Here is a 13,120-nt window from a genome sequence, read left to right as displayed (position 1 = left end):
TCACCTGACCCATGTCGTGGCCGATCGGGTCACGACATGAGCAGGATCGGCATCTGGATCTTCGTGGCGGTGGCCTTCGTGGCCGCCGCCACGGAGGCGTATGTCTACGCCCTGCCGGTCGGCGAGGTCATGCACGTCGCCACGTACACCGTGCTGTGCGGGCTGGCCTGGTGGTCGGCCCTACGGCTGCGCCGGGGCCGGTTGCCGTGGTTGCTGATCGCCGCCTGCCAGACCCTGTGGTTCGCCGGTGACGCCTACGAGCTGCTCGAGCTGCACCTGGTCGGCGCGACGTCTGCGGTCGGACCGGCCGACGTGTTCTGGCTGGGTGGGTACCCGCTGCTCGCGGTAGCCCTGGCCCTGCTGGCGCGCCGCAGGGCGGCCGGAGGGCTGCGCGGCTCGGTCGTCGACGCGCTCATCCTCACCGTCGCCGCGGCGGCGGTGAGCTGGCAGTTCATCATGAAACCGCTGACCGACGGCTACACCCTGGCCGAGTCGACCGTGCCCTTGCTCTACCCGCTCGCCGACGTGGTGCTGCTGACCGCCGCGCTGGTGATCGCCCTGTCTCCCGGCACCCGGACCGCGCCTACCCGGCTGCTGCTGGCCGGAGTGGTCTGTTACCTCGTCATGGACCTCTGCTGGAACGTGCTGCCCTACCTGCTGAGCCCCGAGGTGTTCGAGCCGCTCGGCGTGCTGGTCCTGGCCGGCAATGCCCTGATCGTCGCGGCCGGCCTGCACCCGGACCGGGCCGAGTTGACCACCCCCGGCCCGGCCGGCGGCACCCTGCATCCCGCCCGGATCTTCTTCCTGGGTCTGGCCCTGCTCACGGCGCCGGTGCTGGCCATCTTCACGCCGCAGGACATGGTCGGCGCGGTCGCCTCGGCGGCCTGCGCACTGCTGGTCGTGGTGCGGTTCGTCAACGTGTCCCGCGCACAGGAACGGGCGCAGGCGCAGCTCGCCTTCCAGGCGTCCTGTGATCCGCTGACCGGGCTGGCGAACCGGACCGCGCTCGGTGCCCAGCTGGCCCGGACCGAACCCGCGCCGGACGCGCCGGTCGCCGTGCTCTACGTGGACCTGGACGGGTTCAAGCAGATCAACGACGAGTACGGCCACGAGGCCGGCGACGCCGTCCTGCGCGCCGTCTCGGGCCGGCTCTCCTCGGCCGTCCGCGAGGGCGACCTGGTGGCCCGGCTCGGCGGCGACGAATTCGTGCTGCTCTGCCCCGGGGTGCCCGCCGACGAGGCGGTCCGGCTTGCCGAGCGGATCATCACCGACGTGGCCTGGCCGGTCGCCTACGAGGGCCACGACCTCGTCGTGGGCGCGAGCATCGGCATCGCGGGTAGCACCGACGACGCCGCGGAGGGCCTGCTGCGCTCGGCGGACGCGGCGATGTACGAGGCGAAGCGGCTGGGCCGCGGCCGCTGGGTGCTCTCAGCCTAGGCCCCGACCCGGTCGAGCTAGGTTGCATCCTGAAAGAACAGAACAGGAATGCGAAAATAGTCGACAGGCTCTTGTGGAGTTCGTCACAGGCGACCTAAGGTCACCTCACTCCGCGCTCCCAAGGAAAAGAGCTGCTCGATGTCTGTGAATGCGAGATGGCCGGCCCTGGCCACCGCCTGCGCTGTCGGGATCGGCCTGGCGGCCGGTGCGGGCGTCCCCGCGGGCGCCGCGCCGGCGGCACCCGTGGTGACCCGCGCCGGGCTCGACCCGGCCCTGGTCGCCGGGCGGGGCGCCACAGTGGACTTCGCCGAGCAGGAGGCGGAGAACGCCCGGCACAACGGCGCCGTCATCGGCCCGGACCGGGCCGCCTACTCGCTGGCGGGCGAGGCCTCCGGGCGTACGGCGGTCAGGCTGAGCCCCGGCCAGTACGTCGAGTTCACGCTCCCGGGGCCTGCCAACGCCGTCAACGTGCGCTACAGCATCCCGGACGCGCCCACCGGCGGCGGCATCACCGCGCCCCTCGCCGTCGCCGTCGGCGGCTCGACGCGGACCATGACGCTGACGTCGCAGTACGCGTACCTCTACAACCAGTACCCGTTCACCAACGACCCGAACGCGGGGCTGCTGCACCCGGACTGGTGGATCACCGAGTGCGCCTGCGTGCCGTCGGCGACCACGCCGGCGCCGGAGATCGCCAAGCCGTTCCGGCCGATGCACTTCTACGACGAGCAGCGCCTGCTGCTCGGCAGGACCTATCGGGCCGGCGAGAAGATCCGGCTGACCGCCTCGTCCGGCGCCGCCTGGACGGTCATCGACCTGCTCGACACCCAGCTGGTCGGCCTGCCGCACGTCAACCTCCGCGCGTCGAACGTGCGGCTCTTCGGCGCCGACCCGACCGGGCGCCGCGACTCCGCGGCCGCGTTCGACAAGGCGATCGCGTTCGCCCGCAAGGCCCGGCTCAAGGTGTACGTCCCGCCGGGCACCTACCAGGTGAACAGGCACATCGTCGTCGACGACGTGACGATCGAGGGCGCCGGAAGCTGGTACACGATCATCAAGGGCCGCCAGGTCGCGCTCGACGAGCCGGCGCCGGACGGCTCGGTGCACACCGGCGTCGGCTTCTACGGCCGGGACGCGGCCGACGGCGGCAGCCGCAACGTGCACCTGAGCGGCTTCGCGATCGAGGGCGACGTCCGGGAGCGCATCGACACCGACCAGGTGAACGGCGTCGGCGGCGCGCTCAGCGACTCCACCCTGGACGGCCTATACATCCGGCACACCAAGGTCGGCATGTGGTTCGACGGCCCGATGAGCAACCTGACCGTCACGAACAACGTGATCGTCGACCAGATCGCCGACGCCCTGAACTTCCACACCGGCGTCACGAACTCCGTGGTGCGCAACAACTTCATCCGCAACACCGGCGACGACGGCCTGGCCATGTGGTCGGAGAAGACGGCCAACGCGGGCAACACGTTCGACCACAACACCGTGCAGACGCCGACCCTGGCCAACGGCATCGCGATCTACGGCGGCACGGACAACACCGTGTCGGGCAACCTGGTTGCCGACCCGATCCGTGAGGGCAGCGGCATCCACGTGGGCTCGCGCTTCGGCGCCGAGCCGTTCGCCGGCGGCCTGACAATCAAGAACAACACAGTGGTACGCGCGGGAACGTTCGAACTGAACTGGAAGATCGGCCTCGGCGCGATCTGGTTCTACGCGCTCGACCGCAGCATCTCCGCGAACATCCGGGTGACCGGCGACCACTACCTGGACAACACCTACAACGCGATCATGCTGGTCAGCGACTGGGGCGTCAAAGACCTCTACTCGATCGACGGCGTGCGGTTCAGCGACATCCGCGTCGACGGCACCGGAACCTCGGTGGTGTCCGCCCGGGTGGCCGGCTCCGCCTCGTTCGAGAACGTGGACGCCCGCAACGTCGGCGCGGTGGGCGTGAACAACTGCGGCTCGTTCAACTTCAGGCCGACCGGTTCGGAGTTCGCCCTGACGGACCTCGGCGGCAACGACGGCGGTGGCACGACCGGGCCGTGGCTGGCGTCCTGGGAACTCCCGAACACGATCACCTGCGACGACCGCCCGCCGGTCGTCGCGCCCCCGGCGCCGACCACCTGGTAACCGCCGGAGGCCGGGGCGGGCGGTCAAGGGGGCCGCCCGCCCCGCTCCTGCGGCAGACTGGCCGGATGAAGCGAGACGCGCTCGGGATCGCCGTCGCCGGCTTCGGTTGGATGGGACGCGTGCACACCCATTCCTACCTGCGGGTGCTGCACCACTTCCCGCAGCTCGGCGTACGGCCGGAGCTGGTCGCCGTCGCCGACGAGGTGCCGGGCCGTGCCGCCGAGGCCGCCGACCGGTACGGCTTCGGCACCGCGACCCTCGACTGGCGTGACCTCGCCGCGGACCCGCGGGTCCGGGCGGTGAGCATCGCGGCGCCGAACTTCCTGCACCGCGAGATCGGTGCCGGCCTGGCCCGGGCCGGCAAGCACATCTGGATCGAGAAGCCGGTCGGCCTCGACGCCGCCGACGCCCGCGCGGTCGCCGACGCGGTACGCGCGGGCGGCGTGCAGTGCACGGTCGGTTTCAACTACCGCAACGCCCCGGCGGTGGCCGCCGCCCGCGACCTGATCGCGAGCGGTGGGATCGGCACCGTCACGCACGCCCGGTTCCGGCTCTTCAGCGACTACGCCGCCCATCCGGAGGGGGCGCTGACCTGGCGCTTCGAGCGGGCCCGCGGCGGCAGCGGCGTGCTCGCGGACCTGGCCTCGCACGGGGTGGACCTGGTACGCCACCTGCTCGGCGAGATCGAGGCGGTGGTCGCGGACACGGCCATTTTCGTGCCGCGGCGGGCCCGGCCGAGCGGCGCCACCGCCGGGCACACCCGCGCGACCGGCGGCGAACCCGGGCCGGTGGAGAACGAGGACTACGCCTCGGGCCTGCTGCGGCTCGCGTCCGGTGCCCGGGTGGTGCTCGAGGCCAGCCGGGTCGCGGTGGGTGACCAGAACAACTATGGCTTCGAGGTGCACGGCACCCGGGGAGCGGTGTCCTGGGACTTCCGGCGGATGGGCGAGCTGGTGGCCAGCACGGGCGACGCCTACCAGGACCAGCCGGGCCGGACCGTCTACGTGGGACCCGAGGACGGCGGGTACGCCGCGTTCCAGCCGGGCGCGGGCATCGCCATGGGCTACGACGACCTCAAGGTGATCGAGGCTTACCACTTCCTGCGCTCGATCGCCGAGGGCAGGCCGTACGGTGCCACCGTCGACGACGCGGTGCGCAGCGCGGTGGTGCTGGAGGCGATGGCCCGCTCGGCGGAGACCGGCGCCTGGGTACGCCTGGACTGACCCCCGGTCAGGCGGTCACCGGGGCGGGGCGACCGGAACGGGCGGGCCGGGCCTGCTGCGGCAGGGCGGAGCGGGCCGCCTCCGCCAGCGCCTCGGCGGCCAGGACCTCGTGCCGCAGGGTGCGGACCGCGGCGGTGGCGACGCCGGCGGCCTGCCAGGCGGCGTCCTCCGCGTTCAGGCAGTCCTGGTAGGCCGCGAACCGGTGCGCGACGGCGGCGCGGGCGAGGGCGAGCTCCTGCATGACGGGGTGCAGCGTCGGATCCCAGCCGTTGCGATGGGTCAGCGCGTCGAGCAGCTGCGCGTCCGACAGGTCGCCCCTGCGGTACGCGGCCTGCGCTGACCGGCGCAGCGCCCGGGCCCGCTCGGCGTGCTCGTCCCGGTCCGCCTCGCCGGCCGGTATCGGGTAGGCGGCCGCGCCGCGGGCCCGGCTCAGCGCGGCGTCCGCGTCCTGGTAGGCCTGCCAGGCCTGCTGCGTGCGGGCCTGCGCCTCCTGGCACTCCTCGCGCCGGCGCTCGGCCGTGTTCGCCGCGCCCCGCGCCGCCACGGCGATCTCCTCGGCGTACCGGATCGATTCGGTGGCCGCCGCGGCCCGGCGCTGCGCCTCGGCGCGCTTGCTCGCCGACTCGGCGGCGAGCCAGGCGGCGATCTGGCGCGGGCGGAAGACGCCGTTCGGCAGGGCCAGCCCGGCGAGGGCGAGCAGGGCGAGCAGGATCAGGGTCGCCCAGATGGCGGCGGCCGCCTGGCCGCCGTCTCCGGCGAGGAGCGCGAGAGCGAATTCCATGACTTCTTCCTTGTCCACCGGTCGTGCCACTCAGTGATGTCGGACGCGACGACACGACCCGCCGGGCACCGGGCCGAGTGGGCCGGGCGTGGCGGGACGGTCAGGCGGAGAGTGGCGGTGCGCGCGGCCCGGTGGCCGCGGTGCCGGACTGGTCGGCGAGGGTACGGACGCCCGGCGCGGCGGCGGCCGGGGTGACGTCGGCCGGCGCGGGCGGCGCCGGGGGAGCGGAGGGTTCGGCCGCGACCGGCTCGGTGGCCCTGGTGACCGCGACGGATGCCGCGGAGGCGGCGGCGACGGGTGCCGGGCGCGGGTCGACGGCCGGACCTGCCGCTGTCGGCGCGCCGAGCAGCGCCGCGAGCAGAAGGGACGCGACGACCGGCACGATGGACAACCTATCGGGCCGGGCGGGGACAACGCATCTCCACGGCTCGATACGTGATCCAGCCAACGATCGCTAGAGCTGCTCCATCCGGCGGATCTCGCTGCCCTGCTCCACCGCCATCTCGTTGGCCACCTCGTAGAGGGTCTGGTCGCTGCCGCCAGCCAGGACGTCGCCGGCCATCTGGATCGCGCCCTTGTGGTGTGCGGTCATCATCGCGATGAACCGGCGGTCGAACTCGGCGCCGCGGGCGCCGGCCAGCGCCGCGAGATCGGCGGGCGACTGCATGCCGGGCATCGTGCTGTGGTCGTGCGACGCGCCGGCCTCGGCCAGCTTGCGGTCCGACAGCCAGCGCCTCAGCCAGACGATCTCCGGACCCTGCGCGGCGCTGATCCGCGCGGCCAGGTTGCGCAGCCCGGTGTCGCCGGCGCGGTCCGGGGCCAGCGCCGCCATCTCGAGCGCCTGCTCGTGGTGCACGATCATCATCTGCACGAACGTGACGTCGATGGTGTTGTAGGTCGAGCCGCCCAGCGTGCCCACCTGATCCGCGTCGGTCACCCGCGCGGACTCGCCGGGCTTGCCGGGCAGGATCACCCGGGCCGGCGGCGTGCTCGCGCTCGCGCTCGGCCGCGGCGCCGCCGCCGGAGGGTCGTCGCCCGAGCGGGCGACGACCACCGCCACGCCGGTCGCCAGGACCACCGCTGCGGCCGCGATCAGCGTAAATGTCCTATGCCGACTCATCGAATCCCTTCGTGCCATGCAAATGCCCCCCGCGCCCCGCCCCGGGCAACTACTGTAACGACCATGATGAATGCGCACCGTGAGTGACACCATCCTGCCCTCGGTGCGCGCCACCAGTCGGAAGGAGCTTCATGAAGCACTCTGCCCCACGAGGGCGGCAGCTCAAGCGCCTGGCCTGTCTCAGCGTTGCGACAGTTCTGCTCGGACTGTTGACGGCGCCCTCGAGCGGTATGGCGCAGGCACCTGCCGACCCCGGCACCCCGCCAGGCGTCGACGAGATAGCTAGCACGCCCAACCTCAAACAGGTCGCTTATCTGCCGAAGACGGGCCCGTTCGCCAGCTCCTTCAACACGGACTGGGCCTTCAAGGGCAAGTACGCATACGGCGGCAACTACAACGGCTTCACGGTCTACGACATCCGTAACCCGAAGGCGCCGACCGTCGCGGCCCAGGTGGTCTGCCCCGGCTCGCAGAACGACGTCTCGATCTACGGCAACCTGCTGTTCCTGGGCACCGACTCGCAGCGGACGAACGACTCCTGCGACAACGCCGGCTCGACGGCCGCCGTACCCGGCGACCGCTGGGAGGGCATCAAGATCTTCGACATCAGCGACCCGCTGACGCCGGCGTACGTCAAGTCGGTGAAGACCATCTGCGGCTCGCACACCCAGACGCTGGTGCCGGGCAAGCGCCGCGACAGGTCGGTCTACCTGTACGTGTCGTCGTACAACCTGGCGGCGGCGGACCAGCCGAACTGCGCACTGCCGCACGACAAGATCTCGATCGTCCGGGTGCCGCTGCGCACCCCCGCGGATGCGGCCGTGGTGGCGACGCCCGTGCTGTTCCCGGACGGCGGCTACGGCGGTGGCACGGGACAGTCCCCGACGACGGGCTGCCACGACATCACCGCGTACCCGGAGAAGGACATCGCCGCCGGCGCCTGCATGGGTGACGGTGTGCTCTTCGACATCTCCGACCGGACCGCCCCGAAGGTGATCACCACGGTGCGCGACACCGTGAACTTCGCCTTCTGGCACTCGGCGACGTTCAACAACAAGGCCACCAAGGTCGTCTTCACGGACGAGCTCGGCGGCGGCGCCGGTGCCACCTGCAACACGACGGTCGGCCCGAACCGCGGCGCCGACGCGATCTACGACATCGTCGGCCGGGGCGCCAAGCGCAAGCTGGAGTTCCGCAGCTACTTCAAGATCCCGCGGGCCAACACGGACACCGAGAACTGCGTGGCGCACAACGGCTCGCTGATCCCGGTGCCGGGCCGCGACATCATGGTGCAGGCGTGGTACCAGGGCGGCGTCTCGGTCTGGGACTTCACCAACTCGCGCAAGCCCAAGGAGATCGCGTACTGGGAGCGTGGCCCCATCTCGGCCACCACCCTGGTGCTGGGCGGATCGTGGTCGGCGTACTGGTACAACGGCTACATCTACTCCAACGACATCGTCAAGGGCCTGGATGTGCTTCAGCTGAACGACCGGCGTACCAATTCGGCACGCTGGGCGCGCACTGATCTGTTCAACGCGCAGACCCAGGACAACTACCGGCACTGGTGACACCCGCGCGAGTGTGGGTCCGGTCTCTTCGTGAGACCGGACCCTCCGCGTCTGGCAGTGTGATCGGACGTGGAAAACCTCTGGTTACAGAAGATCTCCGAGAACCCCGGCCACTCGCGCTGGTACATCGAGCGGTTCCGGACCATGGCCAAGGAGGGTGTCGACCTGGCCGGCGAGGCCCGCCTGATCGACGCGATGGTCCCCCGCGGTTCCCGGATCCTCGACGCGGGCTGCGGTGCCGGCCGGGTGGGCGGCGCCCTGGCGGTACGCGGCCACGACGTCACCGGCGTCGACCTCGACCCCGAGCTGATCGCGGCCGCCGAGGAGGACCACCCGGGACCCGCCTGGCGCACCGGCGACCTGGCCGAGCTTGACCTGCCGGACCGCTTCGACGTGATCGTCTGCGCCGGCAACGTGATGACCTTCGCCGCCCCGGGCACCCGCACCGAGATCCTCCGCCGCATGCGCGGCCACCTCGCCGACGGCGGCCGGGCGGTCATCGGCTTCGGCGCCGGCCGCGGCTACCCGTTCGACGAGTTCCTGGCCGACGCGGCGGCCGCCGGCCTCGCGCCGGACGTGCTGCTCTCCACCTGGGATCTGCGCCCGTTCTCCAGCTCGTCGGACTTCATCGTCGCCCTGCTCCGCCCCGCCTGACCCGTCGATTACCCTGCCGCTCATGGTGCGGCGGCCGACGGCGGGATGGCGGGAACATGTGGCGGCGGAGCTGTTTCCCGAGGAGATGCTGGACCGGACCGACGAGGTCCTGACGGCGTTCGAGGCGGATGTGGCGGCCCTGGTCGAGCAGCGCTGGGAGCCGGCGACCGACACGGAGATCTTCGAGGTCATCGAGCGCACGGTGAGGGCGCTCAACGCGGTCAACGACCGGCATGACGGTGCGGCCTATGAGACCGACGAGCGGGAGCGGCTCTGCGCCTACATCGAGGGCACGCTCGACGAGGCCGGCATCGACGTGGACGCGTTCGCCGGCCGCCACCGGATGACCCGGCACGAGATCACCGACGAGTGGCGTGACTGGTGACTCTCGGCGGAGACGAGAGGGGCGGAATCGACATGTTCGACCAGCTCAGTGGTGCTGCGCGGCTGTTCCCGATCATCGGTGATCCCATCAGGTACGTCGAGTCTCCGGTGCGGCTCACCCGTACCTTCGGGGAGCGCGGCTACCCCGGCATCTGCGTGCCGTTGCAGGTGCCGGCCGGTGACCTCGGCACCGTCATGGCGGGCCTCACGGCCTCGCGCAACGTGGACGGCATCCTCGTCACCATGCCGCACAAGTTCGCCGCCTTCGCACACTGCGCCACGAGCTCCGAGCGCGCCAGGATGCTCGGGGTCGTGAGCGTCATCCGCCGCAATCAGGACGGGACCTGGCACGGCGACATGCTCGATGGGCTCGCCTTCTTGAAGGCGCAGAAGGACCGGGGAGCACGGCCGGCCGGGGCGCGGGCACTCCTCGTCGGGGCCGGGGGCGCGGGCAGCGCGATCGCCATCGCCCTGCTGGAGGCGGGTGTCAGCGAACTCGTCATCCATGACGCCGACGAGTCGCGGGTCGCCACCCTGCTGCACCTGCTCAAGGATCTCGGCCAGGGCCGGGTGAGCGCCGGGCCGCCGGATCCCACCGGCTGCGATCTGGTGTGCAACGCGACCCCGATGGGCATGGAGGACGGCGACCCGCTTCCCGTCGATCCGGCGCTGTTCGTCTCATCCATGTTCGTGGGCGATGTGATCGCCGGGCACGGCGTCACCCCGTTCCTCGCCGCCGCGCAGGCCGCCGGCTGCCGGACGGCCAACGGCGGGCACATGGTCGAGGCCGCGCAGGACGTCATGGCCGATTTCATGCTGCCGAATTCAGGTGGGCTGCCCGTCAGCGGTCGGTGAGCGCCGGGCGGTCGGGCGGCAGGGGTGGCACACCCCCACACCTGCCGCCGTGCCGCCGACCCGCACGTACCACCAGGTGTTGGGCGCATGTCGACTCTCACCCCGTAGTCCGAACTTGCCCAATCCAATTCCACATAGGAGAGATGGCGCGCACCAAATAGCCGACGAGCGGCGTGACCGATGACCCCGCATTACGGCTGACGCTTGACATGATCACCATTCGGCCGCCTGGCGGGCCGTGCGCCCGTAATGTGCCAGTTGTGCTCTCCAGGTTCTTGGTAGCCGTCGGTCGCTACGGGCGCCGCATCGTGGCGGTCGGCCTGGTCGTGGCCGTCGTCCTGGTGATGGCCTTCCTCTGGAGGCCGTCGCTGGCTGATCCTGCGTTCGGCCCGTTGATGGTGCTCTCCTTGTGCTCATACGGGCTGATGTTCGTTGCGTTTGTGCGCCCCGTGCCCCGGGCTTTCGAGGTACGGCCGCAGGTGCCGGCCTTCAGGCCACGGCTCAATCCGGCGCTTGTGCTGGCCACGCTCGGGGTGCTGTTCTACGCCGTGGTGCTGACCGGGGAACTGATCCAGGAGTCCGAGACGGCCGGATTCCTCGGCTGGTTGGCCCCGATGGGGATGGCGATCGCGGCCGTCGGCCTGGCCGCCACCATGTTGCGGGGCCTGGGCCTCGAGCTGCGGCCCGAAGGTCTACGGCATCGGGAACTGGCGGGCACGCTGACCGTGCCGTGGGACGCCGAGCCGGTGGTGCCGGTGGCCATGGAGAAGCGAACCGTCATGTACGTCCGCTACGGCCGTCCGGAGCTCGTACACCGACACGGGCTCATCACCAGCCGTCGACGGCTGTACACCGACAACATCGATCAACCTCTGGCGGCCCGGGTCATCTGGTACTACGTCAACTATCCCGAGTACCGCTCGGCCATCGGCACCCACGCGGAGTACGACCGACTGCTGTCCGAGATCTCCAACAAGGATCTCTAGGCCGGCGGTCAGCGGTCGTTCGTGCTGAAGTGCATGTAGTCCTTGAGGGTGTTCCATCGGCCGCCCCAGTGGAAGCCCTGGTCGGTGAAGGCCCGGACCGCGCCGGCCGCGTGCATCATGCCGCGGCGGTGCAGGTCGCGCTGCTCGAAGCCGGCGCCGGCCGAGGTGCCGCGGACCATCGGGTTCTGCACCGGGTTGACGTCGATGGCCAGGCCGTACGCGTGCTGCGACCAGGCGGTGCTCCCGCTGACCCGGCGGCAGCTGTACGCGGCGGTGACCGTGCCCATGTCCGAGAGGTAGGGCGCGTTCAGCGACATCGGGCTCATGCCCTGCACCCGGAACCGCATCCGGTAGAGCGCCTGGAACGCCCGCTGGGTCCGGGTGGCGATGCTCCGGTGCACGACGATGCTGCCCTGGTGCGAGGCGCCGTAGAAGTCGATGTAGGTCACCCAGACCTTGCGCAGATCCGCGGGATCGACCGGGCACTTGTCCGCGGCGTCCCAGTTGACGGCGGCGGGCGTCACCGTCTCGACCCACGAGCGCCAGCCGGTGAGGCGGCCGGCGGGCGGCTTGGCCAGGTGCAGCACGCCGTCGACGCTGGGCTGGTTGGGCTTGACGATGCCGTTCCAGGCGCGCAGGTCGCGGCGGCGGATCCCGTGTGCCCGGGCGATGCTCTTGATCGTCTCGCCGGGCCGCACCACGTGAAAGGGCGGCGCCACGACGGCGGGCGGCGGCCCGGCGGGCGCCGGCGTTTCCGCGACGGCGGCGGTCGGTGTGACAAAGAGCTGGGTGAGGAGCAGGGCGCTGAGGAATGTGGCGAGCCGTTTCACACGCCCTATTACGCTATGGATCAACACTCAAGGTAGGCAAAATCCGAAAAGTCCTCACGCGGCGGCCGCTCCACCCGGAGACTCCGGCCGCCGGCGCGCTACCGTTCCTGAAGCAGGTCGCCGAGGAAGGGGTGTGTCGCGATGAGCGCTGAGAAGGCCGTACTCGCCGGGGGCTGTTTCTGGGGGATGCAGGACCTGATCCGTCGGCGGCCCGGGGTGATCTCCACCAGGGTGGGCTACACGGGCGGCGACGTGCCCAACGCCACCTACCGCAACCACGGCACCCACGCCGAGGCGATCGAGATCACCTTCGACCCGGCCGTGACCTCGTACCGGGATCTGCTCGAGTTCTTCTTCCAGATCCACGACCCGTCGACAGTCAACCGGCAGGGCAACGACATCGGGATGAGCTACCGCTCGGCGATCTTCTACACCGGCGACGAGCAGAAGCGCGTCGCCGAGGACACCATCGCCGACGTGGACGCCTCGGGGCTGTGGCCGGGCAAGGTCGTCACCGAGGTGACCGCTGCGGGCCCGTTCTGGGAGGCCGAGCCGGAGCACCAGGATTACCTGGAGCGCATCCCGGACGGCTACACCTGCCACTTCGCGCGCCCGGGCTGGAAGCTCCCCCGCCGAGCGAGTTGACCGGGGGCGCCACCGATACTCTGCACGCGGATTGGTTGGGGCCGCAGAGTGGAGACCGTTGAAGGTGAGTGTCAACAAGCGCCAGATCTTGCTGGTGGGCGGCGTTGCCGTGCTGATCCTCATTGGACTGGCGGTCGGCCGGGCCGCCCGCGACGAGGGGCCGGGCACACTGGACGCTCCCGCGACCCAGGCATGCGACGACTTCGCCGCCGGCGTCGACGACGCCGAGACCAAGACCGAGCGGCTCGCCCTGGCGGACAAGGTGAACAAGTCGTCGGCGCAGAGCGACAACGAGGCCATCTCGGAAAAGGCGGCGGCGATGGGCCGCAGCGCCAACGGCAGCACCAAAGAGTGGCAGGCCGGCGCCGACGACTTCGCCCAGGCCTGCCGGGACGCCGGCTGGACCTGACGCCTGACCCTGTTCGAAAGCCGCTACCAGGCGCAGCCCGGTAGCGGCTTTTCGATGCTCACAATCTATCTCCATCGATTGACATA

Annotated in this window: 14 protein-coding genes; 10 read left to right on the top strand and 4 right to left on the bottom strand. The window is 71.0% G+C overall.

The window, feature by feature from the left end:
- Window positions 1–36 precede the first annotated feature (36 nt).
- The 3 genes from BJ971_RS36385 to BJ971_RS36375 all read left to right on the top strand — a co-directional run bounded on the left by BJ971_RS36385 (window position 37) and on the right by BJ971_RS36375 (window position 4,802).
- Window positions 37–1,437 (top strand): GGDEF domain-containing protein, encoded by a 1,401-nt coding sequence (locus BJ971_RS36385; RefSeq protein ID WP_184997834.1) that lies wholly within the window; start codon window positions 37–39, stop codon window positions 1,435–1,437.
- 138 nt (window positions 1,438–1,575) lie between these two features.
- Entirely contained in the window at window positions 1,576–3,579 is a 2,004-nt protein-coding gene (locus tag BJ971_RS36380; protein ID WP_184997833.1) for a glycosyl hydrolase family 28-related protein, read from the top strand.
- 65 nt (window positions 3,580–3,644) lie between these two features.
- Window positions 3,645–4,802: a Gfo/Idh/MocA family protein gene (locus tag BJ971_RS36375; RefSeq protein WP_184997832.1), complete on the top strand. Its 1,158-nt coding sequence runs from the start codon at window positions 3,645–3,647 to the stop codon at window positions 4,800–4,802.
- Between the two features lie 7 nt (window positions 4,803–4,809).
- Here BJ971_RS36375 and BJ971_RS36370 read toward each other — a convergent pair whose 3' ends face one another.
- The 3 genes from BJ971_RS36370 to BJ971_RS36360 form a co-directional block, all read right to left on the bottom strand.
- Entirely contained in the window at window positions 4,810–5,583 is a 774-nt protein-coding gene (locus BJ971_RS36370) for a hypothetical protein (protein ID WP_184997831.1), read from the bottom strand.
- 100 nt (window positions 5,584–5,683) lie between these two features.
- Window positions 5,684–5,965: a hypothetical protein gene (locus BJ971_RS36365; protein WP_184997830.1), complete on the bottom strand. Its 282-nt coding sequence runs from the start codon at window positions 5,963–5,965 to the stop codon at window positions 5,684–5,686.
- Between the two features lie 72 nt (window positions 5,966–6,037).
- Window positions 6,038–6,661 (bottom strand): DUF305 domain-containing protein, encoded by a 624-nt coding sequence (locus tag BJ971_RS36360; RefSeq protein WP_239087692.1) that lies wholly within the window; start codon window positions 6,659–6,661, stop codon window positions 6,038–6,040.
- A gap of 173 nt (window positions 6,662–6,834) precedes the next feature.
- Between BJ971_RS36360 and BJ971_RS36355 the strand changes: the two genes are divergently transcribed.
- The 5 genes from BJ971_RS36355 (at window position 6,835) to BJ971_RS36335 (ending at window position 11,150) form a co-directional block, all read left to right on the top strand.
- On the top strand, window positions 6,835–8,271 hold the full coding sequence (locus tag BJ971_RS36355; protein ID WP_184997829.1) for an LVIVD repeat-containing protein: 1,437 nt from the start codon (window positions 6,835–6,837) through the stop codon (window positions 8,269–8,271).
- Between the two features lie 144 nt (window positions 8,272–8,415).
- On the top strand, window positions 8,416–8,925 hold the full coding sequence (locus tag BJ971_RS36350) for a class I SAM-dependent methyltransferase (RefSeq protein WP_184999283.1): 510 nt from the start codon (window positions 8,416–8,418) through the stop codon (window positions 8,923–8,925).
- 22 nt (window positions 8,926–8,947) lie between these two features.
- Window positions 8,948–9,310: a hypothetical protein gene (locus BJ971_RS36345; RefSeq protein WP_184997828.1), complete on the top strand. Its 363-nt coding sequence runs from the start codon at window positions 8,948–8,950 to the stop codon at window positions 9,308–9,310.
- A gap of 32 nt (window positions 9,311–9,342) precedes the next feature.
- Complete coding sequence (locus BJ971_RS36340) at window positions 9,343–10,164, top strand: shikimate dehydrogenase family protein (protein ID WP_184997827.1); 822 nt, start codon at window positions 9,343–9,345, stop codon at window positions 10,162–10,164.
- A gap of 173 nt (window positions 10,165–10,337) precedes the next feature.
- Entirely contained in the window at window positions 10,338–11,150 is an 813-nt protein-coding gene (locus BJ971_RS36335; protein WP_184997826.1) for a hypothetical protein, read from the top strand.
- Between the two features lie 8 nt (window positions 11,151–11,158).
- On the opposite strand, the gene BJ971_RS36330 is transcribed toward BJ971_RS36335, so the two are convergent.
- Window positions 11,159–11,980: a M15 family metallopeptidase gene (locus tag BJ971_RS36330; protein WP_239087693.1), complete on the bottom strand. Its 822-nt coding sequence runs from the start codon at window positions 11,978–11,980 to the stop codon at window positions 11,159–11,161.
- 141 nt (window positions 11,981–12,121) lie between these two features.
- Between BJ971_RS36330 and msrA the strand changes: the two genes are divergently transcribed.
- Window positions 12,122–12,625, top strand: coding sequence for a peptide-methionine (S)-S-oxide reductase MsrA (msrA, locus tag BJ971_RS36325; protein WP_184997825.1), 504 nt, complete (start codon window positions 12,122–12,124; stop codon window positions 12,623–12,625).
- Window positions 12,626–12,689: 64 nt separating this feature from the next.
- Window positions 12,690–13,034, top strand: a complete 345-nt coding sequence (locus BJ971_RS36320; protein ID WP_184997824.1) for a hypothetical protein — start codon at window positions 12,690–12,692, stop codon at window positions 13,032–13,034.
- Window positions 13,035–13,120 lie beyond the last annotated feature (86 nt).

The organism is Amorphoplanes digitatis (genome assembly GCF_014205335.1).
In the GTDB taxonomy this organism is placed as follows: Bacteria; Actinomycetota; Actinomycetes; order Mycobacteriales; family Micromonosporaceae; genus Actinoplanes; species Actinoplanes digitatus.
Note: the sequence above shows the minus strand (reverse complement) of the source record. Positions and strands in the feature narration are given on the sequence as shown.

Excerpts from the sequence above, each read along its gene's own strand:
- BJ971_RS36385 (WP_184997834.1), top strand. The coding sequence starts at position 37 with ATGAGCAGGATCGGCATCTGGATCTTCGTGGCGGTGGCCTTCGTGGCC.
- BJ971_RS36380 (WP_184997833.1), top strand. The coding sequence starts at position 1,576 with ATGTCTGTGAATGCGAGATGGCCGGCCCTGGCCACCGCCTGCGCTGTC.
- BJ971_RS36375 (WP_184997832.1), top strand. The coding sequence starts at position 3,645 with ATGAAGCGAGACGCGCTCGGGATCGCCGTCGCCGGCTTCGGTTGGATG.
- BJ971_RS36370 (WP_184997831.1), bottom strand. The coding sequence starts at position 5,583 with ATGGAATTCGCTCTCGCGCTCCTCGCCGGAGACGGCGGCCAGGCGGCC.
- BJ971_RS36355 (WP_184997829.1), top strand. The coding sequence starts at position 6,835 with ATGAAGCACTCTGCCCCACGAGGGCGGCAGCTCAAGCGCCTGGCCTGT.
- BJ971_RS36350 (WP_184999283.1), top strand. The coding sequence starts at position 8,416 with ATGGCCAAGGAGGGTGTCGACCTGGCCGGCGAGGCCCGCCTGATCGAC.
- BJ971_RS36345 (WP_184997828.1), top strand. The coding sequence starts at position 8,948 with ATGGTGCGGCGGCCGACGGCGGGATGGCGGGAACATGTGGCGGCGGAG.
- BJ971_RS36340 (WP_184997827.1), top strand. The coding sequence starts at position 9,343 with ATGTTCGACCAGCTCAGTGGTGCTGCGCGGCTGTTCCCGATCATCGGT.
- msrA (WP_184997825.1), top strand. The coding sequence starts at position 12,122 with ATGAGCGCTGAGAAGGCCGTACTCGCCGGGGGCTGTTTCTGGGGGATG.